This is a genomic window from Acinetobacter sp. YH1901141 (assembly GCF_013416935.1).
Taxonomy (GTDB): Bacteria; Pseudomonadota; Gammaproteobacteria; order Pseudomonadales; family Moraxellaceae; genus Acinetobacter; species Acinetobacter towneri.
Map to the genome: position 1 here is coordinate 89208 of NZ_VPEY01000006.1, position 26411 is coordinate 115618.

General features: G+C 40.6%; 23 protein-coding genes and 1 tRNA gene. 8 read left to right on the forward strand and 16 right to left on the reverse strand.

From position 1 onward, the window contains the following. Window positions 1–99: 99 nt before the first annotated feature. The 9 genes from lptB to FTV52_RS05405 form a co-directional block, all read right to left on the reverse strand. Window positions 100–867 carry an LPS export ABC transporter ATP-binding protein gene (lptB, locus tag FTV52_RS05365; protein WP_154320669.1) on the reverse strand — a complete coding sequence of 256 codons (768 nt, stop codon included), beginning with the start codon at window positions 865–867 and terminating at the stop codon, window positions 100–102. Then, window positions 867–1433 (reverse strand): lipopolysaccharide transport periplasmic protein LptA, encoded by a 567-nt coding sequence (gene lptA, locus FTV52_RS05370; protein ID WP_004973072.1) that lies wholly within the window; start codon window positions 1431–1433, stop codon window positions 867–869. Before lptA ends, lptB begins: the two co-directional genes overlap by 1 nt. Then, window positions 1423–1965 carry an LPS export ABC transporter periplasmic protein LptC gene (gene lptC, locus FTV52_RS05375; protein WP_004973071.1) on the reverse strand — a complete coding sequence of 181 codons (543 nt, stop codon included), beginning with the start codon at window positions 1963–1965 and terminating at the stop codon, window positions 1423–1425. Before lptC ends, lptA begins: the two co-directional genes overlap by 11 nt. A 40-nt stretch (window positions 1966–2005) precedes the next feature. Next, on the reverse strand, window positions 2006–2545 hold the full coding sequence (locus tag FTV52_RS05380) for an HAD family hydrolase (protein ID WP_004973069.1): 540 nt from the start codon (window positions 2543–2545) through the stop codon (window positions 2006–2008). 3 nt (window positions 2546–2548) lie between these two features. Further along, window positions 2549–3526 (reverse strand): KpsF/GutQ family sugar-phosphate isomerase, encoded by a 978-nt coding sequence (locus tag FTV52_RS05385; RefSeq protein WP_004973067.1) that lies wholly within the window; start codon window positions 3524–3526, stop codon window positions 2549–2551. A 403-nt stretch (window positions 3527–3929) separates the two neighbouring features. Further along, window positions 3930–4005 (reverse strand) — tRNA-Gly (locus tag FTV52_RS05390). Window positions 4006–4070: 65 nt separating this feature from the next. Continuing rightward, entirely contained in the window at window positions 4071–5492 is a 1422-nt protein-coding gene (cysS, locus tag FTV52_RS05395; RefSeq protein ID WP_154320668.1) for a cysteine--tRNA ligase, read from the reverse strand. Window positions 5493–5691: 199 nt separating this feature from the next. Then, window positions 5692–6804 carry a beta-ketoacyl-ACP synthase III gene (locus tag FTV52_RS05400; RefSeq protein WP_179990169.1) on the reverse strand — a complete coding sequence of 371 codons (1113 nt, stop codon included), beginning with the start codon at window positions 6802–6804 and terminating at the stop codon, window positions 5692–5694. Between the two features lie 30 nt (window positions 6805–6834). Further along, entirely contained in the window at window positions 6835–10794 is a 3960-nt protein-coding gene (locus FTV52_RS05405; RefSeq protein WP_179990171.1) for a DUF3418 domain-containing protein, read from the reverse strand. Window positions 10795–11169: 375 nt separating this feature from the next. Here FTV52_RS05405 and ahpC point away from each other — a divergent pair, with 375 nt between their 5' ends. From ahpC to FTV52_RS05420, 3 genes are all read left to right on the forward strand, one after another. After that, window positions 11170–11733, forward strand: a complete 564-nt coding sequence (gene ahpC, locus FTV52_RS05410; RefSeq protein ID WP_004973058.1) for an alkyl hydroperoxide reductase subunit C — start codon at window positions 11170–11172, stop codon at window positions 11731–11733. 345 nt (window positions 11734–12078) lie between these two features. Next, window positions 12079–12396 (forward strand): hypothetical protein, encoded by a 318-nt coding sequence (locus FTV52_RS05415; protein ID WP_225530638.1) that lies wholly within the window; start codon window positions 12079–12081, stop codon window positions 12394–12396. Between the two features lie 249 nt (window positions 12397–12645). Continuing rightward, entirely contained in the window at window positions 12646–12852 is a 207-nt protein-coding gene (locus FTV52_RS05420; protein ID WP_004973053.1) for a hypothetical protein, read from the forward strand. Between the two features lie 87 nt (window positions 12853–12939). On the opposite strand, the gene FTV52_RS05425 is transcribed toward FTV52_RS05420, so the two are convergent. Beyond that, window positions 12940–13158, reverse strand: a complete 219-nt coding sequence (locus FTV52_RS05425; RefSeq protein ID WP_004973051.1) for a DUF1653 domain-containing protein — start codon at window positions 13156–13158, stop codon at window positions 12940–12942. Between the two features lie 251 nt (window positions 13159–13409). Between FTV52_RS05425 and FTV52_RS05430 the strand changes: the two genes are divergently transcribed. After that, window positions 13410–13754: a hypothetical protein gene (locus FTV52_RS05430; protein ID WP_179989569.1), complete on the forward strand. Its 345-nt coding sequence runs from the start codon at window positions 13410–13412 to the stop codon at window positions 13752–13754. Window positions 13755–14157: 403 nt separating this feature from the next. Here the strand turns inward: FTV52_RS05430 and FTV52_RS05435 are convergent, their stop codons facing one another. Then, window positions 14158–14673: a hypothetical protein gene (locus FTV52_RS05435; protein WP_131260826.1), complete on the reverse strand. Its 516-nt coding sequence runs from the start codon at window positions 14671–14673 to the stop codon at window positions 14158–14160. Between the two features lie 159 nt (window positions 14674–14832). Here FTV52_RS05435 and FTV52_RS05440 point away from each other — a divergent pair, with 159 nt between their 5' ends. Then, window positions 14833–15879, forward strand: a complete 1047-nt coding sequence (locus tag FTV52_RS05440) for a nitronate monooxygenase family protein (RefSeq protein ID WP_179990173.1) — start codon at window positions 14833–14835, stop codon at window positions 15877–15879. 49 nt (window positions 15880–15928) lie between these two features. Here the strand turns inward: FTV52_RS05440 and dusB are convergent, their stop codons facing one another. Then, a complete protein-coding gene (gene dusB, locus FTV52_RS05445; protein ID WP_004973043.1) occupies window positions 15929–16954 on the reverse strand; it encodes a tRNA dihydrouridine synthase DusB in 1026 nt (341 codons plus the stop codon). An 84-nt stretch (window positions 16955–17038) separates the two neighbouring features. Here dusB and FTV52_RS05450 point away from each other — a divergent pair, with 84 nt between their 5' ends. Further along, complete coding sequence (locus tag FTV52_RS05450; protein WP_004973039.1) at window positions 17039–18244, forward strand: DUF1615 family protein; 1206 nt, start codon at window positions 17039–17041, stop codon at window positions 18242–18244. Continuing rightward, window positions 18211–18858: an HAD-IB family phosphatase gene (locus tag FTV52_RS05455; RefSeq protein ID WP_004973036.1), complete on the forward strand. Its 648-nt coding sequence runs from the start codon at window positions 18211–18213 to the stop codon at window positions 18856–18858. The genes FTV52_RS05450 and FTV52_RS05455 overlap by 34 nt, the downstream gene beginning before the upstream one ends. A gap of 292 nt (window positions 18859–19150) precedes the next feature. Here the strand turns inward: FTV52_RS05455 and FTV52_RS05460 are convergent, their stop codons facing one another. Next, window positions 19151–20245 carry an acyl-CoA desaturase gene (locus tag FTV52_RS05460; protein ID WP_096900933.1) on the reverse strand — a complete coding sequence of 365 codons (1095 nt, stop codon included), beginning with the start codon at window positions 20243–20245 and terminating at the stop codon, window positions 19151–19153. 13 nt (window positions 20246–20258) lie between these two features. Further along, the gene (locus tag FTV52_RS05465) at window positions 20259–21329 is read right to left on the reverse strand and encodes a ferredoxin reductase (protein WP_179990175.1); all 1071 of its coding nucleotides are present in this window, start codon (window positions 21327–21329) and stop codon (window positions 20259–20261) included. Between the two features lie 154 nt (window positions 21330–21483). On the opposite strand from FTV52_RS05465, the gene fabR reads away from it, so the two are divergent. Continuing rightward, window positions 21484–22164 carry an HTH-type transcriptional repressor FabR gene (gene fabR, locus FTV52_RS05470; RefSeq protein ID WP_179990178.1) on the forward strand — a complete coding sequence of 227 codons (681 nt, stop codon included), beginning with the start codon at window positions 21484–21486 and terminating at the stop codon, window positions 22162–22164. 77 nt (window positions 22165–22241) lie between these two features. On the opposite strand, the gene FTV52_RS05475 is transcribed toward fabR, so the two are convergent. Together FTV52_RS05475 and rapA are read right to left on the reverse strand one after the other, a co-directional pair. Next, entirely contained in the window at window positions 22242–23051 is an 810-nt protein-coding gene (locus FTV52_RS05475) for an alpha/beta fold hydrolase (RefSeq protein ID WP_104852176.1), read from the reverse strand. 411 nt (window positions 23052–23462) lie between these two features. Continuing rightward, the gene (rapA, locus tag FTV52_RS05480) at window positions 23463–26300 is read right to left on the reverse strand and encodes an RNA polymerase-associated protein RapA (RefSeq protein ID WP_179990180.1); all 2838 of its coding nucleotides are present in this window, start codon (window positions 26298–26300) and stop codon (window positions 23463–23465) included. Between the last annotated feature and the right edge of the window lie 111 nt (window positions 26301–26411).

A 26411-nucleotide genomic window follows, 5' to 3' on the forward strand; every position in this document is an offset into this window, starting at 1 on the left:
TCAAAGGTATAGAAGGTTAAATAATGTTTACACGACTTTCTGTTCTACAACTTATGCAGTAAGCATACGAAAACCAATAACGGTTAGAACATTCAAGCTTTAAACAAAAAAGTCTTCACCCAAATAAACTTCACGCACAATTTCATTTTCCAGAATTTCTTGCGGTGTACCCTCTGCAATGACTGAACCTTCGCTAACAATATAAGCACGTTCACAAATGGCTAAAGTATCACGGACGTTATGGTCGGTAATTAATACGCCAATGTCACGATCTTTTAAGGTACGAATGATATCTTTAATATCACCGACAGAAATAGGATCGACCCCTGCAAAAGGCTCATCTAACAACATAAATTTAGGGTCTGCTGCCAAAGCACGGGCAATTTCTGCACGACGGCGTTCGCCACCCGACACACTCATCCCTAATGAATCTTTAATATGCGTGATTTTAAAATCTGCCAGCAATTCTAATAAACGCTGCTGACGTTGCTGTTTATTTAAATCTTTGCGGGTTTCTAAAATAGCCATAATATTTTCAGCGATGGTCAGCTTTCTGAAAATAGAGGCTTCTTGCGGTAAATAACCAATCCCCTTACGCGCACGTTCATGCATGGCAAGGTCAGATAAATCCAGTTGATCTAAATGTATTTCGCCTTTATCCATACGCACCAAACCCACAACCATGTAGAAACTGGTGGTTTTACCCGCACCGTTCGGCCCAAGTAACCCGACAATTTCACCACTTTTCATTTCAAATGAAACGTCTTTAACCACCCAGCGCTTATTATAGTTTTTGGCTAAATGCTTAATACACAAAGTCTGCTGACCGTGCTGGACGCTGTCCTGTGCTGCGCTCGTTTGATCCATTAATCACGCGCTCCCGGGAATGATTTTGAACTTGATGGTGGAATCACAATTTTTACACGACCCGCTTCAGAACCAGTTTTGTTCGGTGTACCAATCGCTTCAACATCGCCTTTGTTCATACTATAACGCAAGGTATTACCACGAATACTGGCTCCATCTTGCTCTAAAAGTGCGCCACCCGTTAAGGTGATAATGCCTGTTTCAGCATTGTAAACAATCTTTTGCGCCTGACCTTTGGCAAGCCCTTTGGCTGGATCAGTCTTTTGCTGGAATTGCGCAGGTCTGCCCGTTGCCGTAATGACACTAATTTCTTTTTTGCTGTTCAGATTAGCAACAATCGAATCTGCCTGCAGTTTCATGGTGCCCTGTTCAATCACCACATTGCCTGTATAAGTGGTGACGCCAGTACGTTCACTAAAGGTCGCACGGTCTGCCAATAAAGTAATAGGCTGACTGCGGTCTGACGGAATTGCCCATGCACCTGCCGATGAAAGCACCGCCAAGCCCACAAGTGCTGCTTGTTTTATCAACGCTTTAGGAGCTGTAAGCTTAGATTTATGGTTCATACTTTCCTCGAATATTAAAAAATTCGTATTGCCCGTCATTTAAATTGGCTTTTAAGCCCTGACTGATAAAATCAGCCTGTGGAGATTGTACAGTCACTTGTTTTTCGGTACTGATTTCACGTGTTTTAGGAAACACATTCAACTCGACTGTTTCAAGCGTCAGTTTGCCTTGAGCGAGTAACTTGGTTGCTAGCACTTGATCTGACAACACAACCTTTTCATTGTCATTAAAACCTTGTGCCTGTTTAGCAAAAAAAGTGGCATCCACCGCGCCCGCTTTATACATAGAGGCATTCAAATTTTCCAGCTTAGAGGTTTTTTGCTGCATGTCTTGCTCTAAACGGTCAATTTGCGCACGCACATATAAATTGCCCTGCTCATCTGTTTGGGTCAGATGAATTTGCTCTGCACTATAAGTCATAGAGCGAGCAGCGTCAGTTTCCAGTTTTTTGCCTTTACCGCTGTAATAGTAATAACCACCACTTACAGCTGCAATTGCAATCGCAGTAACGTATAAAACTTTAGTATCCATAAGTGGGGCTGTAACTCAAACCTTTGAATGTATGACTTAATTAATGAGGGATGCTGAGATATTTTTCAAGTAAGCTTTGGTACACACCTTTGGCGGTTAAAATCATATCGCAGATTTCACGTACCGCACCGCGCCCACCCATGGCCTGTGTGACTAAATCGGCACGACGACGCACTTCAATATGTCCATTTGGCACTGTGACTTTCATCCCCGCAATCGAAAACGCTGAAAGATCAGGCCAGTCATCGCCCATATAGAGACAATCTGCAGGTGATAAACCTAACTTGGCACAGGCTTCCTGCAATGCAGTGCCTTTATCTTCACGTCCTTGGTAGACCAAATCTACACCTAAATCGGACATGCGTTTTTCGACAATATTACTTTTACGACCCGTGATGATAATGACTTTAACACCTGCTTGTTGCACCAGTTTCATACCTAAACCATCACGAATATCGAATGATTTAATTTCATCACCGCTGTTGGTTAAGGTGACAAAACCATCACTTAGAATTCCATCGACATCTAAAACCAAAGCTTCAATATGACGCGCTTGCTCTAATAAAATATAAGATGCCATTGTTTAGTTTACCCCTGCTTGAATCAAGTCATGCATACTGATCACACCAATGACTTTATTGGCATCATCCACCACCACAAACTGATTGATTTTACGGTCACGTAATTGCTCTAAAGCTTCAACTGCACGTGCTTCTTGTGAAATCGTTGCAGGATGTTGAGTCATCACTTGCCCAACTTGTAAATTCACATCAAAGCCCTGTTGTTTATCAATTAAACGTCGTAAATCACCATCGGTGAAAATGCCTAACAAGACGTCATTTTCATCGACAATTGTGGTTAAACCTAGACGTTTGTTTGAAATTTCGTATAACACTTTGTTCATTGGTGTATCTGGTGCAACTTTAGGTAATTCTGTACCGGTATGCATCAAATGTTTCACATGCAATAACAGGCGCTTACCCAAAGCGCCTGCAGGATGTGAACGAGCAAAATCATCGGCAGTAAAACCACGTGCATCAAGTAACGCTACAGCCAATGCATCACCTAATGCCAAGGTTGCAGTCGTACTTGAGGTTGGTGCTAAACCAAGTGGACAAGCTTCCTGAATATTGCCTAATGTTAAAGCGACATCAGCATTTTGTGGCATCGGCCCGCGATCATCACCGCTAATTGTGATTAGAGGAACTTCCAGATGTTTGATGAGTGGCATCAACATCATAATTTCATCACTTTTGCCGGAGTTGGAAATGGCAATTAAAACATCACCCCGTACCAACATTCCCAAATCACCATGCCCTGCTTCACCCGGGTGCATAAAGAAAGACGGCGTGCCTGTAGAGGCAAACGTCGCAGCCATTTTACGACCAATATGACCTGATTTTCCCATACCTGTGACCACAACACGCCCTTTGCAATGCAACATGATTTCGCAGGCACGGCTAAAACGCTGATCAATTTGCGTCGCCAAGACTTGTAATGCTTGTTCTTCTATTCTTAAAGTGTCTAAGGCTACAGATTGGAAATCAATGGTATTTGACATGTTTGGCATTCAACGTTCAACTTAAATTGAGTATTTTCTACACCTCAATAAAAGTGATTTATTGAAGCACATTTAATTTTCGCAATTTTAGCATATCTATGCAATTCTACACTTTGATTCTGCGTGTGTTTTTTGTTTTAACGCATTTTTGTATGCTGTTTTAATTAACTCGCTTTTTGACTCGAGTTTCAAATGAAAAACAATCATATTTGAGCTTAGGCTATTTATTTTATTGATTCAAAGTTGCAGATAAAGCTAAAGATAGAACTAGCTCAGAAGCATATTTCAACGAAAATGCTCTAAAAATTATGGATCAAACCCATCTATAAAGCTGACTGCAAGCAAGCTGTAACAAACAGCCATAAAAAAACGCTTATCTTTCGATAAGCGTTTTTTAAAATTTTGGAGCGGGAAACGAGACTCGAACTCGCGACCCCAACCTTGGCAAGGTTGTGCTCTACCAACTGAGCTATTCCCGCAATATGGAAGTGAATTATAGAGAATTTCATACAACTGTCAACTCTCTATGCTCCCAAGTGCTCAATTAATCAGCACGACGCCATACTGTACCTTGACGGGTATCTTCCAAGACCACACCTTGATCGAGCAAAGACTGACGAATTTCATCAGCACGGGCGAAATCTTTGGCTTTTTTGGCATCCTGACGTTGCTGAATGAAGTCTGCAATGGCTTGTTCAGATAAACCTAAAGCGTCCTGACCAATATCAGACTTCAGGAATTCGTCAACATCATGCTGCACCAAACCTAAAATATTGGTCAAATGACGCAAAGTCGAATAGTACACCGCCGCCTGATCTGCCTGCTGCTCTTTTACTGAACGGTTCAGCTCTTTATTGACTTCAAACAGAACTGCAATTGCTTCGGCTGTATTAAAGTCGTCTCGCATTGCGGCATTAAAACGTTCCACCAAAGCCTCATCTAACTGCTCAACTGTTTGCGTACCGTACGCTTGTTGATAAGCTTTAAATGAGTGATAGAAACGTGATAATGCGGTTTTGGCTTCTTTGAGTGCTACATCGGAGAAGTTTACAGGGCTACGATAATGCGATGACACAATAAAGTAGCGGATCACTTCAGGATGGAATTTTTCCATCACATCACGAATGGTGAAGAAGTTACCCAATGACTTCGACATTTTTTCGCCATCGACATTAATAAAGCCAACGTGCATCCAGTAATTTACATACTGCTCACCTGTTGATGCTTCAGACTGGGCAATTTCATTTTCATGGTGTGGGAACATTAAGTCTGAACCACCACCATGAATATCAAAATGATTACCTAAGCAGCAAGTCGACATCGCAGAACATTCAATGTGCCAACCCGGACGTCCATTGCCCCACGGCGAAGCCCAAGATGGTTCATTTTCTTTGGCATGTTTCCACAAAACAAAGTCAAATGGATGCTTTTTGTCGACTTCAACATCAACACGCTCAGACGCGCCCGCCTGCATGTCTTCTAGCTTGCGACCTGAAAGACGGCCATATTTGTCAAATTTTTCAACCTGAAAATAAACATCGCCATTACTTGCAGGATAAGCTGTGCCTTTATTGACCAAATTACCAATCATATTTTGCATTTGATCAATATATTCAGTGGCACGTGGTGCAGCATCAGGTTCAACACAGCCTAAGTTTGCCGCATCTTCATTCATGGCTTGAATAAAACGATCTGTTAAAGCTTGAATGCTCTCGCCATTTTCATTGGCACGTTTAATAATTTTGTCGTCAATGTCGGTAATGTTGCGGACATATTTCACATTCCAACCTTGACTGCGCAAAAAGCGAATGATGTAGTCAAATGCAACCATAACCCGCGCATGCCCGATATGACAGTAATCATAAACCGTCATGCCACAGACATACATGTCGATATGTCCTTCTTTACGCGGAACAAATTCAACTTTTTTTCGTTGCTCTGAGTTATATAGAACAAATGGTTGCATAGGTTTTCAAAATAGGTCTATTAAAAGATGCTCCATCTTAACCTAAGCATTATTTTTCATAAAGTTTTTCGATGTTTTTATTCTGTATGTGTCTGTGTGAAGAGAATATCGCGGATGATCCAAGCCTTCTCCCGAAGGAGAAGGAACTTTTTAATACCTGTACTTAGGCGTTTGCTGATCTTATACGGTTTGGCAAAGCTTATGCAGCATCACGTTTTTGTACCAAAATCGCGCCAACTGAATAGCCTGCGCCAAATGAACACAAGACACCATATTCACCGTTTTCGACTTCGTGTGCAGTACGGTGTAAAGCGATAATTACCCCTGCCGAAGAAGTATTGGCAAACTCATCTAAAATAATAGGTACTAAACCTGGTTGTGCTGCTTCTTTACCAACCACCAATTTCAAAATGAGTTCGTTCATGCTGGCATTGGCTTGGTGCAACCAGAAACGCTTCACCTCGGTTGGCGCAATCTGATTCTTTTCTAATTGCGCAGTAATCATTTTGGCAACCAAGGGGCAAACTTCTTTAAAGACTTTACGACCATCTTGATGGAAGCGTTTATCGTCAATATCTGCATTTTCACTTAAGTTTAAAAAACCGAAATTATTACGGATATTATTCGAGAACTGAGTAAACAGGTTCATGTCCAAAATTTCGAAACCTGCTTTGGTTTCAGTGTCTTCCAAAATTGAAGCGGTTGCTACATCACCAAAAATAAAGTGGCAGTCACGTGAACGGAAATCGTTATGACCTGAGGTAATTTCGACATTCACCAACAGTACGCGGCGCGCACCTGCTTTAATCGCATCATGCGCTTGCTTAATGCCGAAAGTCGCAGCAGAACATGCCACGTTCATGTCATAGGCATAACCTTGAATACCAAGCGCAGTTTGAATTTCAATCGCCACCGCAGGATAAGCACGCTGCAAGTTTGAGCAAGACAAAATCACCACATCAATATCTTCTGCGGTCACGCCTGCATTTTGCATGGCTTGTTTTGCAGCAATTACACCCCATTCTGCTTGTAGCGAAATTTCATCATCCCCGCGTTCACGCAAATTTGGACGTAAACGGTTAATGTCCAGAATACCTGTTTTTTCTGACACGTAACGGCGTTTTACCCCAGAGGCTTTTTCGATAAAGTCAGCACTTGAGCCACGACGTTCTTCAAGCTCACCTACTGCAATTTTGTCAGCATTGAGCTGATTATACTGTTCCACATAAGCATTTAAACTTTCGACCAACTCTTCATTGGTAATAACATCTTCTGGGTGATAAAGACCAGTACCTATAATGCGAATGCCCATGTAAAACTCCTTCTAGAAATTACTAATATCTTAACTGATTCCGAGCTTTTCCCATACTTTTTGCAGCCGAGTTGCAGAAATTGGCATTTTGGTTTTCATGGGTTGAGAGAACAGCGATATGCGTAATTCTTCCACCATAAAGTACAATTCCTTGAGTCGGGCATCTTGTTTGTGTTTAAACAATTTGTCCATCCAAGGGTCAATTTGGGCGATGGCAGCATCGTCTCTTTGCAAGTTATTGGGTAAGCGGTCTAAACGTAATAACAACGCTTTCAAATAGCGCGGATATTCGCTCCACACCTCTACAGGCTTGCTATACACAAAGTCTGCCAGATGCATTAAGTCCAGCTGATCTTCTATATCATCCATATTTTTAGCAAAAACTGCTTCATCAAGCATAAGAAGCTGACGGCGGATGTCTTGCCATGCAATATAAATTTCATTAAAGATACGCAGCGTGGTTTGACCATGACTGAGGAAAGTCTTTTTTACCTCAAGCTGCAACTTTTGAAACTCTTCCAAGTTGACTGGTAAGTCACCAATAATGCTTTGCAATGTTGCATAGATCAACATTTGCTCAAGTTGAGCTTTATCACCCAAAGGCGAATACGCCAAAGCCAAGGGTTTATCAATTTGTTTTTTCAATTGGCGTGATAAATCACCCAATTGCACATATAGCAAACGAATCACGCCTTCACGGTGCTGACGAATCGCCTCACTCTGATCATTAAAGGTTTGAATCACCACACCCGATTCATCTTTTGGTAAAAGCTCTGCAAATGTTTTGCTTGGTACCAACGCCTGATATTGCTTAACCACTACGCCCGTAACTTTTTGCGAAGCTTCAAATACAAATCGTTCAGGAAAAGTTTGAAATTCTCCGTGCACCTGCTTTACAGGACTATGCGTTTCGGTATGGCAACGCGCTTTTAATTCAGATAAATCACGACCTTGCTCAATCACCCGCCCTTTTTCATCTAGCACTTTAATGAACGGCAATAAATACGCATCTACCCGCTCAAAGCTAAAGTCTTTTTCGGTGATGTGTTCAGCACGTAATTGAAATGCCAAAAAGCTAAAAATGTGCTCGCGTAAATTTACCGCATCAACACGTTGTAGCAACTTTCGAGCTGTGTCTGGAATAGGCACCAAATGACGACGCTTATCTTTAGGCAAAGTCTTGAGCAAGGCTTCAATTAAATTTTCACGCCAACCCAGAACACCCCACGACCAGATATTTTCATCGACCTGTGCCAACGCTTGCACTGGAATTTTAACGGTTGCGCCATCTTCATCATGGCTGGGGTCAAAACGGTAACTGGCCGCCAAGCGCAGCTCACCATTACGCAAATAGTCAGGAAATTGCTGCGTGGTCGGACGATCATTCAGCCAAAGTGCATCATCTTCCACAAATAAATAACGTGGATTTTGCGGCTCTACTGTGGCACGCCAATCTTCAAAGGAACGACGGCTTGCAACTTCTGCAGGTACTTTGGCGGCATAAAATTGATAAATAGTTTCTTCATCAACAACTAAATCACGACGACGTAATTTATCTTCAACCCGTTCCACTTCTTCCAGTTTAAGCAGGTTGTGTTTTAAAAATGGTGGGGTAATGCCCAAGTTGCCTGTGGTTAAAGCATCACGTAAGAATATTTCATGGGCGGCTTCCTGATCGACCTTTTCGTAATTGACAGGACGTTTCGGCTCGATAATTAGACCAAACAGCGAAATTTGATCATAGGCATTCACCACGCCTGCTTTTTTAGACCAATGTGGTTCAAAATAGTGATGCTTCAGCAAATCACGTGCAGCCAATAAAATCCATTCAGGTTCAATTTTTGCCAAGGTGCGTAGATACACTTGCGAAGTTTCTACCATCTCAAATGCCATGACCCACGGTGTATTGGTTTTATGCAAAGTCGATGCAGGGAAAATTCGTGCTTTTTGTTGGCGTACTGCCATAAACACATTGCGCTCATCGGTTTTATTGGCAATAAAAGAAAGCAACCCTGTTAATAACGCCCGATGCAGATTTTCATAACTGGCTTTTTTCTCATTAAACGACAGTTTTAAGCCACGCGCCAAATCCACCAATTGTTCATGAGTTTTCTTCCATTCACGTAAACGCAACCAACTTAAAAAATGCTGACGGGCAAAAGTACGACGTTTGTTTTCACTCATGCCATCACGGTTTTCGTGTAAAGTTTCCCACAATTTTAAATAGAATAAAAAGTCAGAATCTGCTCCACGGAACAAAGCATGTTTTTGATCGGCTTGCATTTGTTTGTCTGCAGGACGTTCACGCGGGTCTTGTACCGCCAATGCCGCTACAATAATCAGGACTTCATTTAACACCCCAAAATGCGCACCGCCTAAAATCATACGTGCCAGTCTTGGATCAATCGGCATTTTTGCCATTTGCTGACCAATTTTGGTTAAGCTGCTGCCTTGAAGCTCGCCTTTATTAGCGGTGGATTTAGTGGAACTATTCGGATGATTGTCTCCCTTTTGCGTCGCAGAGCTACTCATTCCGTCTAAAAGAGGGGCTTTACCCTTCTCAATCATCGCACCCAGTTCAATCAACAGCTTACGACCATCATTGACTAAACGATGATCTGGCGGCTCAATAAAATCAAAATCTTCGAGCGTACCCAAGCCCAAACTTTGCATTTGTAAAATGACCGATGCCAAATTGGTGCGTTTAATTTCAGGTTCAGTAAACTCTGGGCGACTTAAAAAATCTTCTTCTGAATACAGGCGAATACAAACGCCTGGTGCAATACGACCACAACGTCCTTTACGCTGATTCGCTGCTGCCTGAGATACTGCTTCAATCGGTAAACGCTGCACCCGTGAGCGATAGTTATAACGTGAAATACGTGCAAAACCGCTATCAATCACATAGCGGATATTGGGTACAGTGAGTGCGGTTTCAGCGACGTTGGTGGCAATAATAATGCGACGACCACCACCTGAAGGATTAAAGATTTTTTGTTGTTCCGCCAAAGCCAAACGCGCATACAACGGTAAAATTTCAGTATGACGCGGTCCATGCTTATGCAAGGTTTCTTGCAGCTCCCGAATTTCCTGTTCAGTACTGGCAAAAATTAGAATATCGGCATGTTCAGGATGACCTTTTTCCTGTGCATCGGCAAAGCATTCTTCTACCGCTTGCACCACTGCGCGTGGCAAGTTTTCTTCAAAGTCATCAAACTCATCATCATCACTACCACCAATGCTTAATTCAGAAATTGGACGATAACGTACTTCGACAGGATAGCTTCGACCTTCGACCTCAAAAATAGGTGCGCCGTTAAAATAGTTACTAAAACGCTGCACATCTAAAGTTGCAGAAGTGATGATGACTTTTAAATCAGGGCGACGTGGCAAAAGTTGCTTTAAATAGCCCATAATGAAGTCAATATTTAAAGAACGCTCATGCGCTTCATCTATAATAATGGTGTCGTATTTATTTAAATAACGATCATTGGCAAGCTCTGCTAACAAAATACCATCGGTCATTAAACGGACAATTGAATCTTGCGAACCCTGTTCATTAAAACGAACTTTAAAGCTGATGGACTCACCTAACTTTTCGCCAACTTCTTCGGCAATACGCTGCGATACACTACGCGCAGCAAGACGTCGTGGCTGAGTATGACCAATTAACCCCGTTAAACCACGACCTGCCAACATTGCAATTTGTGGTAACTGTGTAGTTTTCCCTGAACCTGTTTCACCCGCCACAATAATGACCTGATGTTGCTGAATTGCAGTAATCAACTGTTCGGCAGATTGAGTCACAGGTAAATCTTGATTCAACTTAATGTTGGGAATGCGCTGTGCACGCTCCAACACTTTTAAATTAGATTTTTCAAATAATTCCTGATATTGCTTTGGATTGGCATCTTTGCCTTTTCGTAGTCGATTTAAACGATGACGATCACGCGCCAAAACGAGGTGGTCTACATTTAAATGACTCTGCACAGAATACGCTTCCTAACCAAAACACAAACGCGTATTTTACGCTGTAATGCCTTTAAGCGAAAGAACAGTGATTTAGAATGCGTATTTAAAAAGTTTTAAATCCCCCCTTGAATTTCAAAATAGCATCCCCATATAGATGTATGTTAACCAATTGCTTGAAATGGGTTGTATTTGAACCTGAAAAATAGGTTGTCATGCAATCATCATCATTTTGAGGCCTAATAAAGACTCAATAATACTGTGATGAAAGTGTACGCTTTTTACATACTCATTTGTTTTTCCGATGCTAGTAATGTAAAAATACCATTTCAGCAATAAAACAAAATTAGATACTCTATTGCCAACGAAATACAAACCTTAATCATGGAGACAATGATGAGCTTAATTAATACTGAAGTTAAACCATTTAAAGCAAATGCATACCACAACGGTCAATTCATTGAAGTAACTGAAGCTGATCTTAAAGGCAAATGGTCTGTAGTATTCTTCTACCCTGCTGACTTCACTTTCGTTTGCCCAACTGAGCTTGGTGACCTTGCAGACAACTACGCAGAATTCCAAAAATTAGGCGTTGAAATCTATGCAGTTTCTACTGACACTCACTTCACGCACAAAGCTTGGCACGATTCTTCAGAAGAAATCAAAAAAATCCAATACGTAATGGTTGGCGACCCAACTTGGACGCTTTCTAAAAACTTCGAAGTATTAATCGAATCTGCTGGTCTTGCTGACCGTGGTACTTTCGTAATTGATCCAGAAGGTAAAATCCAAATCATCGAAATCAATGCTGGCGGTATTGGCCGTGATGCTCAAGAACTTCTTCGTAAAGTTAAAGCAGCTCAATACGTTCACGCTCACCCAGGTGAAGTATGCCCAGCTAAATGGAAAGAAGGTGATGCAACTTTAGCCCCATCTATCGACCTAGTAGGTAAAATCTAAGTTTTAGATTAAACCACTCAAAAAAACCACGCATATTTTGCGTGGTTTTTTTTAATCAGAACATCACCCTTTTCTACCTTATTTATTCATATTTCATCTCTAGAATAGAAAATGTAAAAACATTACAACACTACAATCGAATCTGTACCGGTAACAGTTGTGAGATTTATTTTTGAGGGCTGTTCTATGAAAAAATTATTTTTACTTTCAACATTAATAGCATTTTCAGTGCCAGCTTTAGCTGATTTCAACTGTAATGGCAGCATTAAAAATCGAACTATTGATGATAATGTCAAAGTGCATAAACAATGTGTTCTTGATCATGTGACTATTAAGGGCAACCTAATGTTGCATTCCAACTCACATACGGCAATTAAAAATAGTACGATTGATGGCAATTTAGAATCTAAAGGAAACTTTAGTCAGGTTAATGCACATGCCAACCGCATTGATGGCAATATCCAACTCGAAGATGGGCGTAACATCCAACTCACGTCAAACCGTGTAAATGGCAATATTCAACTTAAAGATAATTCAGGCTCAATCGTTGTAAAAAATAACCGCGTGAATGGCAATTTAGAATGTGAAGATAACCGCGTAAAACCGACTGGCGGCACAAACCGTGTTTCTGGTGACAAAGAAGATCAATGTCGTCATCTATAAAATCTAGTCTTTCAATCATTTTATTTAAATGAATGACTATTCATGTGCAAAGCATAAACACCACATCCTAAATGTGGTGTTTTATTTCGCTTCATAATAGTTTTGTCGTTTTTGGCACGTTTAGGTTGCGCAAAAAACTTATATTCAAAAGTTACAATTCTGTAATACTTTTTAGCAAGCACTTCACTTATGTTCAAAATAAGCAGATTTATTCTGTGAAAAATAATATAAAAAATAAAGGAGTTGCTTATGGGTAAAACACTTGCCGTGACATCCTGGACATACAGTGCATCTTCACGTTATTTAAAAATATTTTACGAAAATGGCTCTGGGGATTTATTCCATCCTGTACCACAATTTATTTATGACAACTTATTAAGACGCAGTGATAAAGCAGCTTTTGTGAGTAAATATTTAGCATACGATTTAAGCTTTAACCGTATTTCCATTCAATAATTGATTTTATTAAACTTTGAGCATCCACATAACGATCCAATCTAAAAATAGATTGGATCGTTTTAAATAGGTAAATAACTTCAAATATTAATACACTTCTTGAATCAATTTAAAGCGTTCCTGTTCACGGTCATCATCCAAAGTAATACTCTCCGTGAACATATCAAGCGGTCTGGCCCAAATAGAATAATCGCCATATAAGCATTGATAAACCACCAATTTCTCTTGGGTTTCACTGTGTGTAGCCACATGCAGCACTTGATACAATTGCCCTTTATAATGTTGATAAATCCCTTTTTTAAGCATTTTACAATCCCAATCTTACAGAATGGCATTACTGTACAATAAAAACTGTAACCATTCTCAAGATTTCACCTTATCAGAAAAAATGAATCGCATCGGCATATTTTTCTCTAATTTATCGTTCTAATCTACACAACAAAAAAATATCTAAACCCATTACATTATTTGAACAATTTTAAGCTTCAAATTGATTGTTTTTTGGTTATATTCGCATTATCCCATCTTAAGTGGATGTAAAAAAAGGAAACATGATAATGAATAAACTTCTTATTGCTTTAGGTCTTGCTGCCACTGTAGCACTTGTAGGTTGTGCAAAAGAAAAAGCACCAGAAACAGGGGCAACTACGGGTGAACACTTAGAAAACGCTGCGGCTCAAGCTGCACATGATGCCAAAGATGCAACACATGAAGCTGCTACTGCTACAGCAACTGCGGTAGATAACGCAGCGCAAGCAACTGAAAATGCTGCACACAATGTTGCAACAGCAACAGAAAACGCAGCTGATACGACTGTACAAGCTGCTAAAGATGCAACTGCTGCGACTGCAGGTGCGGTTGAACAAGGTGCTGCAAATGTGAAAGAAAAAGCACAACAATAATTTGATTGTATAAAACAAAAACTCCTGAGCAAGTTCTCAGGAGTTTTTTATTCAGCACGATTTAATTAGGGTCTGTTGACAATTCGTCTATGTTTGCGACATGAGAGATATATCTCGCAAGGTTTTTTAGCTGATATAAGGCATGGGACAGGAAATTTACTCATTCTAAATGACTGGCACATAACGTAATAGCAGCAAAAAATATGCTTGTACCCTTGCGCAGCAAACAAAGCAGTGCTTTGTTTTTGCTCATGTGGCTAAAACTTTCACAGATTGCGTTATAAAACTTGAAAATAAACCCGTTATTCCCTGCGTTTCATGCCTAATCTGCTCAGTTTTAGCCTACAGCGCAAGCCATTTATGAAATATCAACAGACCCTAGTAAACCTAAATCCTGCCGCAACTATAACGCCGCTTTTAAATTACAACCATAGCCCATGGTCTGTTGTACTTGGCGGTAACTGGTGTAACGATTCAAAATAAAATCATAATAAGATTCTGCATTGGCAAAATTTTCAGCCAAATTTTCCTGCTCTGCACGCGGTAATTTTACATCTTTAAGAAAATCTAGATTGTTATGTCCTAAGCGATATAACTCAGCAAAATAACCATTCATCATATCGCAATAAGCAATTTTAGTCGGCTTTAAAGCAGTACTGGCGACCAAATGCTGATTCAAAGTTTGTAAGTTATTTACATCTAAAGGGAATTGATGCGCAAATGCGATATTTTCGACTTGTTTAAATTGTTTGAAGTCTTGCGCCAATTTGACATTTAAAGCATCTATACGCTGTTGTAATGCAGTCGCATCCTGAACCTGATATTGCTTTGGATCAATTTTTACTTGAGTTTGCTGTGGATTGCTACACGCACTTAATCCACACACCACAAGCAAACCACCATAAACGAAAGGCTTCATTAATTTACTCATCAATTCATACATCAGGCTTATTATGCCTGAAAGCATCTGCAAATTTAATGATATCGCTCATCTTAATATTTCATAAAGAAATGACGGATATGATTTGCCAATCTACCTAGAGTTGGGCAAAGTAGATAAAAACATGGAGTAAATAATATGACCTTATTAGAACAACTGAATATAAAGCATCCTATTTTTCTTGCTCCAATGGCTGGCGTTTCTACTCCCGAACTTGCAGCCGAGGTTTCTAATCAAGGTGGTTTTGGCTCACTCGGTTTAGGTGCAAACACGGTAGATGCTGCACGTGAGCAAATTTTACGCACTCAAGAACTGACTGATTTTCCATTTCAGGTCAATTTCTTTTGCCATGAATCAAGTCCACTAGATGAAGTCGCTGCACAAGCGTGGATTGCACATTTTCAGCCAATCTTTGAACGCTATGGCGCAACTGCACCGAGTCAACTAAATTGTATTTATCCAAGTTTTAAAGACCATGATGGATATTTAGATCTTGTACTAGAAACTAAACCACAAGCCGTCAGTTTTCACTTCGGGATTCCGCATGCGCATCAAATTCAGGCTTTAAAAGATGCAGGAATCATTACTATGGTTTCAGCAACCAACTTAGCCGAAGCTCAAGCCATTGAAGCAGCGGGAATTGATGTCATTATCGCCCAAGGCATTGAGGCAGGTGGACATCGGGGTATCTTTAACCAAACCTTTGATAGTGCAATTAAAACCAGCGATTTAGTACAACTGATTCGTGAACATTGTACCCTGCCAGTGGTTGCCGCAGGTGGCATTATGAATGGTCAGCAAGCACAGTTAATGCTGAAATTGGGCGCTTCTGCGGTACAGCTGGGTACAGCCTTTGTGCAATGTAAAAGTTCCAATGCCAATCCAGCTTATCGACAAGCTTTATTTCAGCAAAACATTACTCAAATTACCGACAGCATCTCTGGACGCTCTGCCCGTGGTTTAATTAATCATTGGCATACACAGGTAGATACACCAAATCGTTTAACAGTACCCACCTATCCGTATAGCTATGATCTTGCAAAACAGTTGCATTCAGCAGCCGTCACACAAGGCGAGCAAGGTTATGCCCCTTTTTGGGCAGGCAGTAATGTCAGTCAGATTCGTGAATTAGAGGCCGCAGATTTAATTAATCAGTTGGTTTTGGAAATGATTCACGCACGCTAAATATAGGTACAGAAAACTCAACCGTGTATCACGGTTGAGTTTTAATTTTTTACTTTGTATCTAATAAGTTCACCGCTTCAACCTGCACATCACTCATGATTTCACCATGCGCAAGTAGCTGATTAAAGTAATCTTCCACTACTTTATATTGCTCTGCCGTACTTTCTACTTGATACATACTTTGACGAAATTCATTACTTGAACGTAAACCTTTGGTGTACCAAGCAATATGTTTACGTGAAATGCGACAACCTGAATATTCACCATAAAACTCATACAGCTCGGCTAAATGTCCAAGTAATACTTTTTGAACTTCTGCAATGCTCGGTGCTGCTAACAGCTCACCTGTTGCTAAATAATGTGCGATTTCCCGAAAAATCCACGGACGTCCTTGCGCAGCACGTCCAATCATAATCGCATCTGCGCCTGTATAGTCCAAGACATATTTGGCTTTTTCAGGACTATCAATATCACCATTGGCAATCACAGGAATATTGAGCATGCTTTTCACTTCTTTAATCAGTGAATAGCGTGCACGGTTTAAATACATATCTTCACGGGTACGCCCATGCAATGCCAATGCAGCAATGCCTGCTTGTTCTGCGCGTTTGGCAACCCGTAAAATATTTTCCTGCCCATTCAAAAAACCTAAGCGAGTTTTCAGTGTCACAGGCACATTCACCGCGGCAACCACAGTATCTAAAATGCGTGCCACCAAATCTTCATCTTGCAATAAAGCCGAACCAGCCAACTTATTGCAGACTTTTTTGGCAGGACATCCCATATTGATATCAACAATTTGTGCACCATTGGCGACTTGATAACGTGCGGCTTCGGCCAAATCATGCGGGTCTGAACCTGCAATTTGTGCAGAAATTGGTGCAAGTTCCCCATCAAAGTTGGCACGATACAAACTCTTTTTACTCATGCGCAAAGTTTTGTCAGAGGTCATCATTTCACTGACCGCATGCCCTGCACCAAAGTACTTGCACAGTGAGCGAAAGGGTCTATCAGTGACACCTGCCATCGGGGCAACGATCAAATTATTTGACAGTTGATAGGGACCAATATACATATATATTCTTAACTTTAACGATTGGCATAGTATACTGCATCTGCCCTTTGGGCTCATCCATTTGGAACGAGTTTTCCCTATACTATGAAAGACACTGTATTCACTTCTTTGATGAAACCCTTCAGCGTGCTTGCTTTATCATTAAGCTTGGCTGCCTGTGGAGATAGCGCATGGTGGTCTAAGGACAATGAGCCAACCCTTGAAGCAGAACAAATCCGCAAACTCATTCCGAATAGGGTCAGTGAGCGTAGTGCTTGGGCAAAAGATATTTACGATATTTCAGAGCAATTGGGCATCCCACAAACCAAAGAAAATATGTGCACCATCATTGCCGTGGTGGATCAGGAATCGAACTTTGTAGCCGACCCTCAAGTCTATGGTCTGGGTGAAAAAGCAGTTAAAGAAGTGCAAGACCGTTTGGATGAGAAATTTAAAGATAAACTGGGCGAAGCCATTGGTGGTACGGTTGCAGGCTATTTTCAGGATGTACTGAAAAACCACCCAAGCCCTGAAGATAACTATTTAAGCCAAATGCGTCGTGTGAAAACCGAACGTGAACTGGATGAATTGTATCGTGAAATTTTTGACTATATGGCCAAACATTATCACGTGTCTGCGCTAACAGGTGCTGCCAAACTGTTTGGACAAAATATTGGCGAAAAACTTAATCCAATTACTACTTTAGGCTCGATGCAAGTACATATTAGCTATGCCAAAGAGCATAAACGCCAAAGCGGTAACATCGCAGAGTTACGCAGCGATCTATACACTCAATATGGCGGATTATATTACGGGATTCATCGTTTAATGATGTACCCTGCCGATTACGATCAACCGCTATACCGCTTTGCTGATTATAACTCTGGCATGTATTCGAGCCGCAATGCCGCATTCCAAAGCATGCTAAATGATTTAACTGAAGCAGAATTAGATTTAGATGGTGATTTGCTACTTTATACTAAAGATGGTAGCGTGCGTAATGCAAAGAGTGAATCCGAACGTGAATTAATTGCTGTTTTTTCAAAACATAATATTTTAGTCACCCCACGACAAATTCGTGCAGACCTAAAAAAAGAAAAAGAAAAGAAATTTGAAGATACTGCGACATATTTAGCAGTCACGAAACTCTATAAAGCGCAAACGGGCAAAGAGCCATTTTATGCCATGATGCCGCAAGTGGTCATTTCAGGGCCTAAACTGAGTCGAGATTACAACACCAATTGGTTTGCTACGCGAGTCAATGGACGTTATAAAACATGCATGCAAAAAGCCAAAAATATAAAAATCTAGCCCTATTTGATTTTGATGGGACCCTGTGCAGCAAAGACAGTTTTACAGGGTTTATTTTCTATGCTTTATCTAAGCGGCATATTTTTAAGCAAGGACTTAAAATCTTGCCTTGGATTCAGGCTTACTATTTAAAAGTTTATCCTGCACATGCCATGCGCCCTAAATTGTTTAATGCTATGTTTAAAGATGCAAATACAGCTGAAATATTAGCACTTGCACAGCGCTACGCAGTAGATTTAATACATGATCTTAACCCACAACTATTACAACAATTAAAGCAGCATCAATTCAATGGAGATGAAGTGGTGGTTGTTTCTGCAAGTGTAGATATTTATTTACAGTATATTTGTCAGCAGTTAAATGTCGCTTTGATTTGTACTGAAACAGCAATTGAAAAGCAGCAATTTACAGGGCGATATTCAACACCTGATTGCAGTCAGGAACAAAAGAAAATACGGATTTTAGAACAATATGATTTAGAAAATTATGCTGCTATTTATGCGTATGGTAATAGTGATGAAGATGATGCCATGCTGAGTTTAGCGACTTATTCTTATATGGTGGGTAGTGATCATTCATTGCCAGAAATTGTAACTTATAAAAAACTGGCTTGATTTTGATGAATGATATAATAAAACCACAATTTGAATTGTGGGTTTTTTAAGTTACATGTAGCGGATGCCGCCTATGGTGATTACTTTTTTATACCCAGAATAGAAAATAAAAATAGAGTTTTCTCTTAATAAAATAGCTGATGATTCTGCATAAAAATAACGACTACAACACCTAAAGCAATAAAAAAGGTGACACTTTACAGCATCACCTCTAATTCAAAATAGAAGTATAGTTTTAAACCAAGATCAATCACTTAATCTATTCGTACTAAACAACTCATTTGTAAGTCACTTATTTCTTAAATGGAAAAGCATATTTCACAATACGTTTAAGCACACTGCCGTACTGTTTAACTAAGCTCGCATTGTTGTAGTTCAAGCCATACTTTTCACACACAGCTTGTACTTTTGGAGCCATTTTACGATAGCGACGTGCAGGAATATCTGGATATAAATGGTGTTCAATTTGATGGCTTAAATGTCCTGTCAAAATGTGGAATGCTTCAGAACCTGTAAGATTCGATGAACCACGAATTTGACGCATATACCAGTGACCACGGCTTTCGTTTTGCATCACAGACTTTGGAAATACTTCTACATCCTTCGTAAAGTGACCGCAGAAAATAATGCTGAATGTCCAAATATTACGAATACCATTCGCAACCAAGTTCCCTGTAAACACTGGTAAAGCCGAAGGGCCTGCAATCAATGGAAAGAACACATAATCTTTAAACAATTGTTTTCCAATTTTCTTCTGCATAGGTTGCCATTCTTTTTTGGCTTGGGCTTTGCTTTTACGGCCATTCAAAATTTTACCAATTTCTAAATTCTGAATGGCAACACCCCATTGGAACAGTAAGCAGAAAGGAATACTGTATAAAGGTTGCAATAAATAGCCTGATCTCCAGCGCTGTTCTGGGAACAAACGCACCAAACCATAGCCAATATCATCATCCATACCTTTAATATTGGTATAAGTATGGTGTTTAAAGTTATGGGTTTGACGCCAGTTGTCTGAAGTACCTACCGTATCCCATTCATAACTTGCACCATTGAATTTAGGATCATTCATCCAGTCATACTGACCATGCATGACATTATGACCTAATTCCATGTTTTCCATAATTTTGGCAAAGCCTAACAAGCCTGTACCCAAAACCCATGCTGGCGGGAACCATCCTGCGAACAATAAGGCACGACCTGCCATTGAGCTATAACGAATGGTTGAATAAACACGGCGGATGTATTTAGCATCTTTTTCGCCAATATCATCCAAAACTTCTTGTTTAATGGCGTCTAATTCACGTGCAAGCTCATCTAATTCAAATTGAGTGAGTTCACGGTTTTTAGGATTGCGGAAATATTCTATTTTTACTGGCATATTCATAATCGGAACTCGCTTATAAATCAATAATTAAATCGGTTTGTGCTGAATTGACGCAGATTTTCAATTGGTTATTCGGTTCGCTGTTTTGAACACCATCGACCAAGTTTTTAGTTGAACCTTCAGCCTTGTTGCATACGCATTTATGGCAAATTCCCATACGACAGCCGTATTTAGGTTTAATATTTTGCTGTTCCAGACTTTCTAAAATGGACTTGCCTTTTGGAATGGTGACAATCTTTTTCGATTGGGTCAGTGTAACTTGTACCAAACCAACATCGTCACTTAACACAGGGGTCATGCTAAAAGCTTCTGTTTTCAGCAAAGCAGCTTGTGCAAATAATTGTTCAGCTTGCGTGGTAAAACCCGATGGGCCACATGCAAACACTGCACTTTGCTCGATTTGTGCCAAGTCTTGTAAATGTTCTGCATTTAAACGGCTGTGCGCCACACTCGGCTCTTGGGTATAAAACACTTGAAATTTAAAGTTTGGATATTGTTGTGCCCATGCTTCAAACTGTGCTTTAAATGCTGCGTCTGCAAAGGTTTTTACCCAATACATTAAAGTTACTGGAGTGCTACCAAGACGACCTGATTTCGCCATGTCTTGTAGCAAACTATACATTGGTGTGATACCACTACCCGCTGCCAATAGAATTAAAGGCTGGGCTTGTGCAGGCAATTGCATATCACCATAAGGCGCACCAAATTCCAAAGTATCACCAACTTTGGCTTGCTCAACCAGCCATGTGCTGACTTTGCCCTGATCAACTTTTTTTACCGTCAATAAAACGTGTTGTGCATCAAGCTGAGTCAAACTATAGGTTCGCTCATAGCGTACGCCTTGAATTGTCACATAAACAGGATGATGCTGCCCTGCTGCGCCAATTTGGAATTTTTTATTGAATTTCAAAGTAAAGCTCACTACACCTTGTGCAGCGGTATCTTTTTTTACAATTTTGCCGAGTGACTGATTCACCGACCATAATGGATTTACTTTTTGCAACCAGAAGTTTGCTGCATAAGGGTCTAACACAGCCGTTGCAAGACTGCTAAGGGGAGATTTTCTTTTTTCAGTTAGCTGCATGATTCAGCACCACCCGATGAAATTTTAATTATTATACACATGTATATATATTTGTATATACACTTGTATTGTTTCTAATCATTTCACAAGTACTGGCGCAGCCGCTATAATGCCTCTAAGCTTATAAATTATTGAAAATATGACTCAGCCTGCCATGAAAACAAACCATGATGTGACTTTTCCAGAATCTGAAACGGTTCGTGAGCCTCTTGTCGTGCGTACGGTTGGGCGTAAAGCCACCATTACCAAACTAGAATTATTTCAGGCAGCATTAAATTTAATTGGCCCACAAAAAAGTATCGCATCTTTAAGTTTACGTGAAGTTGCACGTGAAGCAGGCATCGCACCAAACAGTTTTTATCGTCATTTTAAAGATATTGATGAACTCGCGATTGAACTGATTGATCGTGCAGGTGTGGTGTTACGTCAAATTTTGCATGAAGCACGTTTAAAAGCATCTAAACAAAACAGTATTATTCGCAGTTCGGTTGAAGTATTTATTGAACAATTAGATACAGATGAAGGCAATTTAAGTCTGTTACTGCGTGAAGGTTATACAGGTTCAACTTCTTATAAACTTGCTGTTGAGCGCCAGTTAAATTATTTCCAGCAAGAATTACAGGATGATTTAATTCGTTTGGAGCGTTTGAATAATAGCAAGTTGGCGCATCCTGACATTGCAGCCAAAGCCATTACACAACTCGTATTTAATATGGGCGCTAAAGTCATAGACATGCCGACTGCAGCACGTAAAGAAACTGCCGAACAAACCATGATTATGATTCGTATGATTTTAGAAGGTGCACGTCATTTGGATGATGCCAAAATTCGTTAACATAACACACGATAAATCGGGCGATTTTCCTGAATCAGGTCACGCCCGTTTGAGCATTTAATTGCTAGACTTCGCTGTTAAGCGTGTTGTTTTTGAATTAATTGCTGCACATGTGTTGCCGTGGTTTCAGGATTTTCCAAAGGAAACATGTGTCCTCCCTCGACCACACTAAACTCAATTCCATAAGTTTTTTGCATGCCTTGCGGTAAACCTTGCAAATAAAATGGGCTATGCCTTGCTGTAATTAAATGCACAGGTACATCTGGGGCTTTGCGTGGTGTGCGCCACCACCATGCAGGTACGGTTCTAAAAATTTCAGCTTCTACCCGTTTTGGAATTGTTAAAGTCACACCACCTCTTTGTGCATCGACTTGTATGCCGCTGGCAAAATAATCTTCAAAACATTGTGCATCAAATTTTTTAAATAAACGGTTATGCCGCAAAGCTTGATAGGCTTCTGCATGGCTAGCCCAATGATCTCGACGCTTCATGGTCACGGCGGCAGGTGTGAGTTGATCTACATATTTCAGTTTAAATTTTTGTAAAATTTCAAATAATGCCGACTTCGATCCAATCACAAAAGGTGGATCCATAATAATCAATTGAGAAAATAAATCTGGACGCTGATAGGCACACATCAGGGTTAATAATGAACCAAAAGAATGCCCTAAACCAATCACTTGTTGCTTTGGAAACTGCTGCTCAATGTCCTGAATCACTTGATGAATCAAATAGGTCCACTTATAGGTCACAGGAAATTCTGCTTGCATACCAATCAGTGGAATTGCCTTTAAATGATAATCTGCTTCAAAACATTGGAAAAACTTTTGATAACTGGCAGAAGGAATACCATTGGCATGGGTAAAATGAATTGCAGCTTTAGTCATTTAAAATACGCTTAAAAGAAGAATATCGGGTCTGTGACTTGATCTATGCGTACGCGCTTACAGATTCAACACTTGGCACATCAATCATAGATAAAAGATCAACAGCCTTTAAACTACGCATACCACTGGGTTTTGCAAATGACTGGAATGCTGAAAAAGATGAATTATGAGTCATTTTAATGACACATAAGCACTGGTTGCTACTTTGTTTAAGTCCGTGATGTGAAAAATCTCGCACAAAATTTTTATTGCGATATTAAAAAAGCACCCGCTAAACTGCTCCGTAAAAATGAGGCGCAATGCCCAACTTAAAACGTGCAATTTAGAAGATGCCAAATATTTAAAAAAGTGATTGATTAAAACCGACTCAATACAAATACACCGTCTAGACACCTGTATTGAATGCACTCTTTATGGCTTTACCACCACCATCACCTGAATTGCTTCAGGCGTGACCGACAAACCATCTAATAATGCAACACCTTCTTTTTGCAATTTCTGTAAACGTGTAATTTCATCTTCACGAATACTTGGGTTAAATTGCTTCAAATAGCTTAAACGGTCAATTTCATATTGCCATTTTTTGCTATATACATCTTTAGCTTGTTGCTTAAATTCAGGCAATGCAGCTTTAGCCAACTCCAAAGCCTGTGTATAACGCGCTTCAATCGCGTCACGGCGTGCTTTCACCACTTGACGACAACTGTTGCCATCTAAATGATGTAAATAAGGTTTTAAAATTTCAGGGGCAATTTTTTGCGATAAATCCTGCCCTTTTTCGCTCAATAAGACACGAATGAGTTGCTGTGGCAAGCTTGATGGCAAATTCAGGGCTTTAGGTGCAATGACATCCACTTTGAACCAGACTTCGAGCAACACAGAACCTTGTGGCAAAGCGGCAGATTTTAATACCGCAACGTTGGTGCTACCAAAACCTTGTGTATTGATCATTTCCATCACGCTTTCTGTGAATGGATGCTCTAGGGTCAAATACTGTGCATCTTCACGAATTTGCGCCTGATCCCGATAGAACGTCGCGGTCATGCCTTCTTCGTCTAAGGTCAAACCTTGCACTTGCATTTGATCAGTTGGTTTAATAATCACCGTGCCATTGCTTTGTTCATCGAAGTCAATATTGGTCGATGCCATAAAGCGCTTCATAAACATAGGCAACGTGGTATTGTCGTCGTAATCTTCTAAAGCTTGTACAATTTCCTGCGCCACCACAGGACGGCAAGAGTTGTATTCCAACAAACGATCTCGACCCGCTTGAAGTTCTGCTTCCAAAGCTTCACGCTGCACACTGACTGCTTCCAGTAAATCTTCAAACTGTTGTCCTAAATCTGCAAGTAAGCAGTGTTTTAAATCGACAATAAAGTTTTCCTGCAAGGTTTGTGCAGTGGGTGAAATATTGCTGAAAATATTGAGTGCTTCGTTATACCAACGGAACATACGCTCTTGCGCAGTCCCCACCAAATACGGCACATGAATTTGAATACGGTTTTCTTGACCAATACGGTCTAAACGACCGATACGTTGTTCTAACACGTCGGGATTGGCAGGTAAGTCAAACAAAATCAGGTCTGATGCAAACTGGAAGTTACGCCCTTCTGAACCAATTTCGGAACACAATAAAATTTGTGCACCATAAGAATCTTCTGCGAAATATGCTGCCGCTTGGTCACGTTCTAACAAGCTCATGCCTTCATGGAACATTGCAGTACGAATACCTGCATGTAGGCGCAGCGCATTTTCAAGGGCTTCTACCACAGGGCCGCTACGCGCAATTAAAAGCACTTTTTTATGTTTTAAGTCGCTACGCAAACGCTCCATTAACCACATTACACGCGGGTCAGTTTCCATCCAACTGCCATCGAGCTGTGCTTCTTCTGGCCACATTTGTTCACGTAATTTACCATCTTTAGACCAGTTTTCTGGCGCAGGTAACGGCGCAGGCTGACAATCACGACCTGGGAAACCTTGAATTGCTTCACGGGTATTACGGAACAAAATACGCCCTGTACCATGACGGTCTAATAATTCGTGGATGGCACGGAAACGCTGCTCTGGGTTATCTTCAATGCGATGTCCCAACAAGCCTTCCAGTGCAACCAAATGGCTTTCTTCCAATGCGGCATCTGACATTAAGACTTCGGCAATTTTTGCCGTATGTTGATATTGCGCTTCTTCATCCAAGAAACGGTCTAGTGAACTAAAACGCTGCGGATCGAGTAAACGTAAACGCGCAAAATGGCTTTCTACACCCAGTTGCTCAGGCGTTGCAGTGAGCAATAACACCCCTGCGGTTTGTTCAGCTAATTCTTCGACCAGATCATAACGGTCATTACCACCTTCTTCTTCGCTCCACATTAAGTGATGCGCTTCATCGACCACCAGCAAATCAAAACCTGCTTCTAGGGCTTGTTCGCGTAAGTCATCGTGGTCAATCATTAAATCGACTGAAGCAATGATGCATTGTTCGGTCAAGAATGGATTCAGGTCAGGATCGTGTTCTTTAATAGATGCCGTACGGGTTAAATCAAACAAAGAGAATTGCAGATTGAAACGGCGACGCATTTCAATCATCCACTGATATTGCAGCGAATCAGGTACCAAAATCAGGATACGTTCCGCACGTCCTGTTTTGAGTTGCTGATGGATGATCAAACCTGCTTCAATGGTTTTACCTAAACCAACTTCATCTGCCAATAAGACACGTGGCGCAAAACGCTTACCGACTTCATGTGCAATATAAAGTTGATGTGGAATCAAACCTACACGCGAACCCACCAAGCCGCGCAGTGGGCTACTTTGCATATTGGCTTGCATCAACAAGGCTTCAATACGCAAGTCGTACCATTCTTTATAGTCAATTTGGCTGGCAAGCAAGCGGTCTAAGGGTTTTGAAAGTTGGATACTTGCACCAATACGGGTTTCATTCAGTGATTTCTTTTCTTCACTGCCATCTTGCAAACGACGCACCACGTTATAACGCAATACGCCATGGCGGTCTTCGACCGATTCAACCGTCCACGCATTGCCTTCTTGGTCTTGAACTTCATCATTTACATTAAAAATGATACGCGATAAAGGTGCGTTATTGCGTGCATAGACACGGGTTTCATCACTTTTAGGGAATAAAATGCTGACCGATCGCTCATCTACATCAATCAGAACACCAAGTCCTAATTCCGTTTCTGTGTCTGATAACCAACGTTGACCAATAGCAAACTGCTGCAATTTTTCCACCTTTATTTAGAAGTTAGGACGTATAAATTTTTGCGCAAAACCTGCTGAGTATTTGAGCAAAAATTCAGGGCGTATAGCAATATATTTTGACATAAAGCGCACTAAAAAGAG

Bases quoted from the DNA above. Each gene is read 5' to 3' on its own strand.
- lptB (WP_154320669.1), bottom strand. From the start codon at position 867: ATGGATCAAACGAGCGCAGCACAGGACAGCGTCCAGCACGGTCAGCAG.
- lptA (WP_004973072.1), bottom strand. From the start codon at position 1,433: ATGAACCATAAATCTAAGCTTACAGCTCCTAAAGCGTTGATAAAACAA.
- lptC (WP_004973071.1), bottom strand. From the start codon at position 1,965: ATGGATACTAAAGTTTTATACGTTACTGCGATTGCAATTGCAGCTGTA.
- FTV52_RS05380 (WP_004973069.1), bottom strand. From the start codon at position 2,545: ATGGCATCTTATATTTTATTAGAGCAAGCGCGTCATATTGAAGCTTTG.
- FTV52_RS05385 (WP_004973067.1), bottom strand. From the start codon at position 3,526: ATGTCAAATACCATTGATTTCCAATCTGTAGCCTTAGACACTTTAAGA.
- cysS (WP_154320668.1), bottom strand. From the start codon at position 5,492: ATGCAACCATTTGTTCTATATAACTCAGAGCAACGAAAAAAAGTTGAA.
- FTV52_RS05400 (WP_179990169.1), bottom strand. From the start codon at position 6,804: ATGGGCATTCGCATTATAGGTACTGGTCTTTATCACCCAGAAGATGTT.
- ahpC (WP_004973058.1), top strand. From the start codon at position 11,170: ATGAGCTTAATTAATACTGAAGTTAAACCATTTAAAGCAAATGCATAC.
- FTV52_RS05415 (WP_225530638.1), top strand. From the start codon at position 12,079: ATGTTGCATTCCAACTCACATACGGCAATTAAAAATAGTACGATTGAT.
- FTV52_RS05420 (WP_004973053.1), top strand. From the start codon at position 12,646: ATGGGTAAAACACTTGCCGTGACATCCTGGACATACAGTGCATCTTCA.
- FTV52_RS05425 (WP_004973051.1), bottom strand. From the start codon at position 13,158: ATGCTTAAAAAAGGGATTTATCAACATTATAAAGGGCAATTGTATCAA.
- FTV52_RS05430 (WP_179989569.1), top strand. From the start codon at position 13,410: ATGAATAAACTTCTTATTGCTTTAGGTCTTGCTGCCACTGTAGCACTT.
- FTV52_RS05435 (WP_131260826.1), bottom strand. From the start codon at position 14,673: ATGAAGCCTTTCGTTTATGGTGGTTTGCTTGTGGTGTGTGGATTAAGT.
- FTV52_RS05440 (WP_179990173.1), top strand. From the start codon at position 14,833: ATGACCTTATTAGAACAACTGAATATAAAGCATCCTATTTTTCTTGCT.
- dusB (WP_004973043.1), bottom strand. From the start codon at position 16,954: ATGTATATTGGTCCCTATCAACTGTCAAATAATTTGATCGTTGCCCCG.
- FTV52_RS05450 (WP_004973039.1), top strand. From the start codon at position 17,039: ATGAAAGACACTGTATTCACTTCTTTGATGAAACCCTTCAGCGTGCTT.
- FTV52_RS05455 (WP_004973036.1), top strand. From the start codon at position 18,211: ATGCATGCAAAAAGCCAAAAATATAAAAATCTAGCCCTATTTGATTTT.
- FTV52_RS05460 (WP_096900933.1), bottom strand. From the start codon at position 20,245: ATGAATATGCCAGTAAAAATAGAATATTTCCGCAATCCTAAAAACCGT.
- FTV52_RS05465 (WP_179990175.1), bottom strand. From the start codon at position 21,329: ATGCAGCTAACTGAAAAAAGAAAATCTCCCCTTAGCAGTCTTGCAACG.
- fabR (WP_179990178.1), top strand. From the start codon at position 21,484: ATGAAAACAAACCATGATGTGACTTTTCCAGAATCTGAAACGGTTCGT.
- FTV52_RS05475 (WP_104852176.1), bottom strand. From the start codon at position 23,051: ATGACTAAAGCTGCAATTCATTTTACCCATGCCAATGGTATTCCTTCT.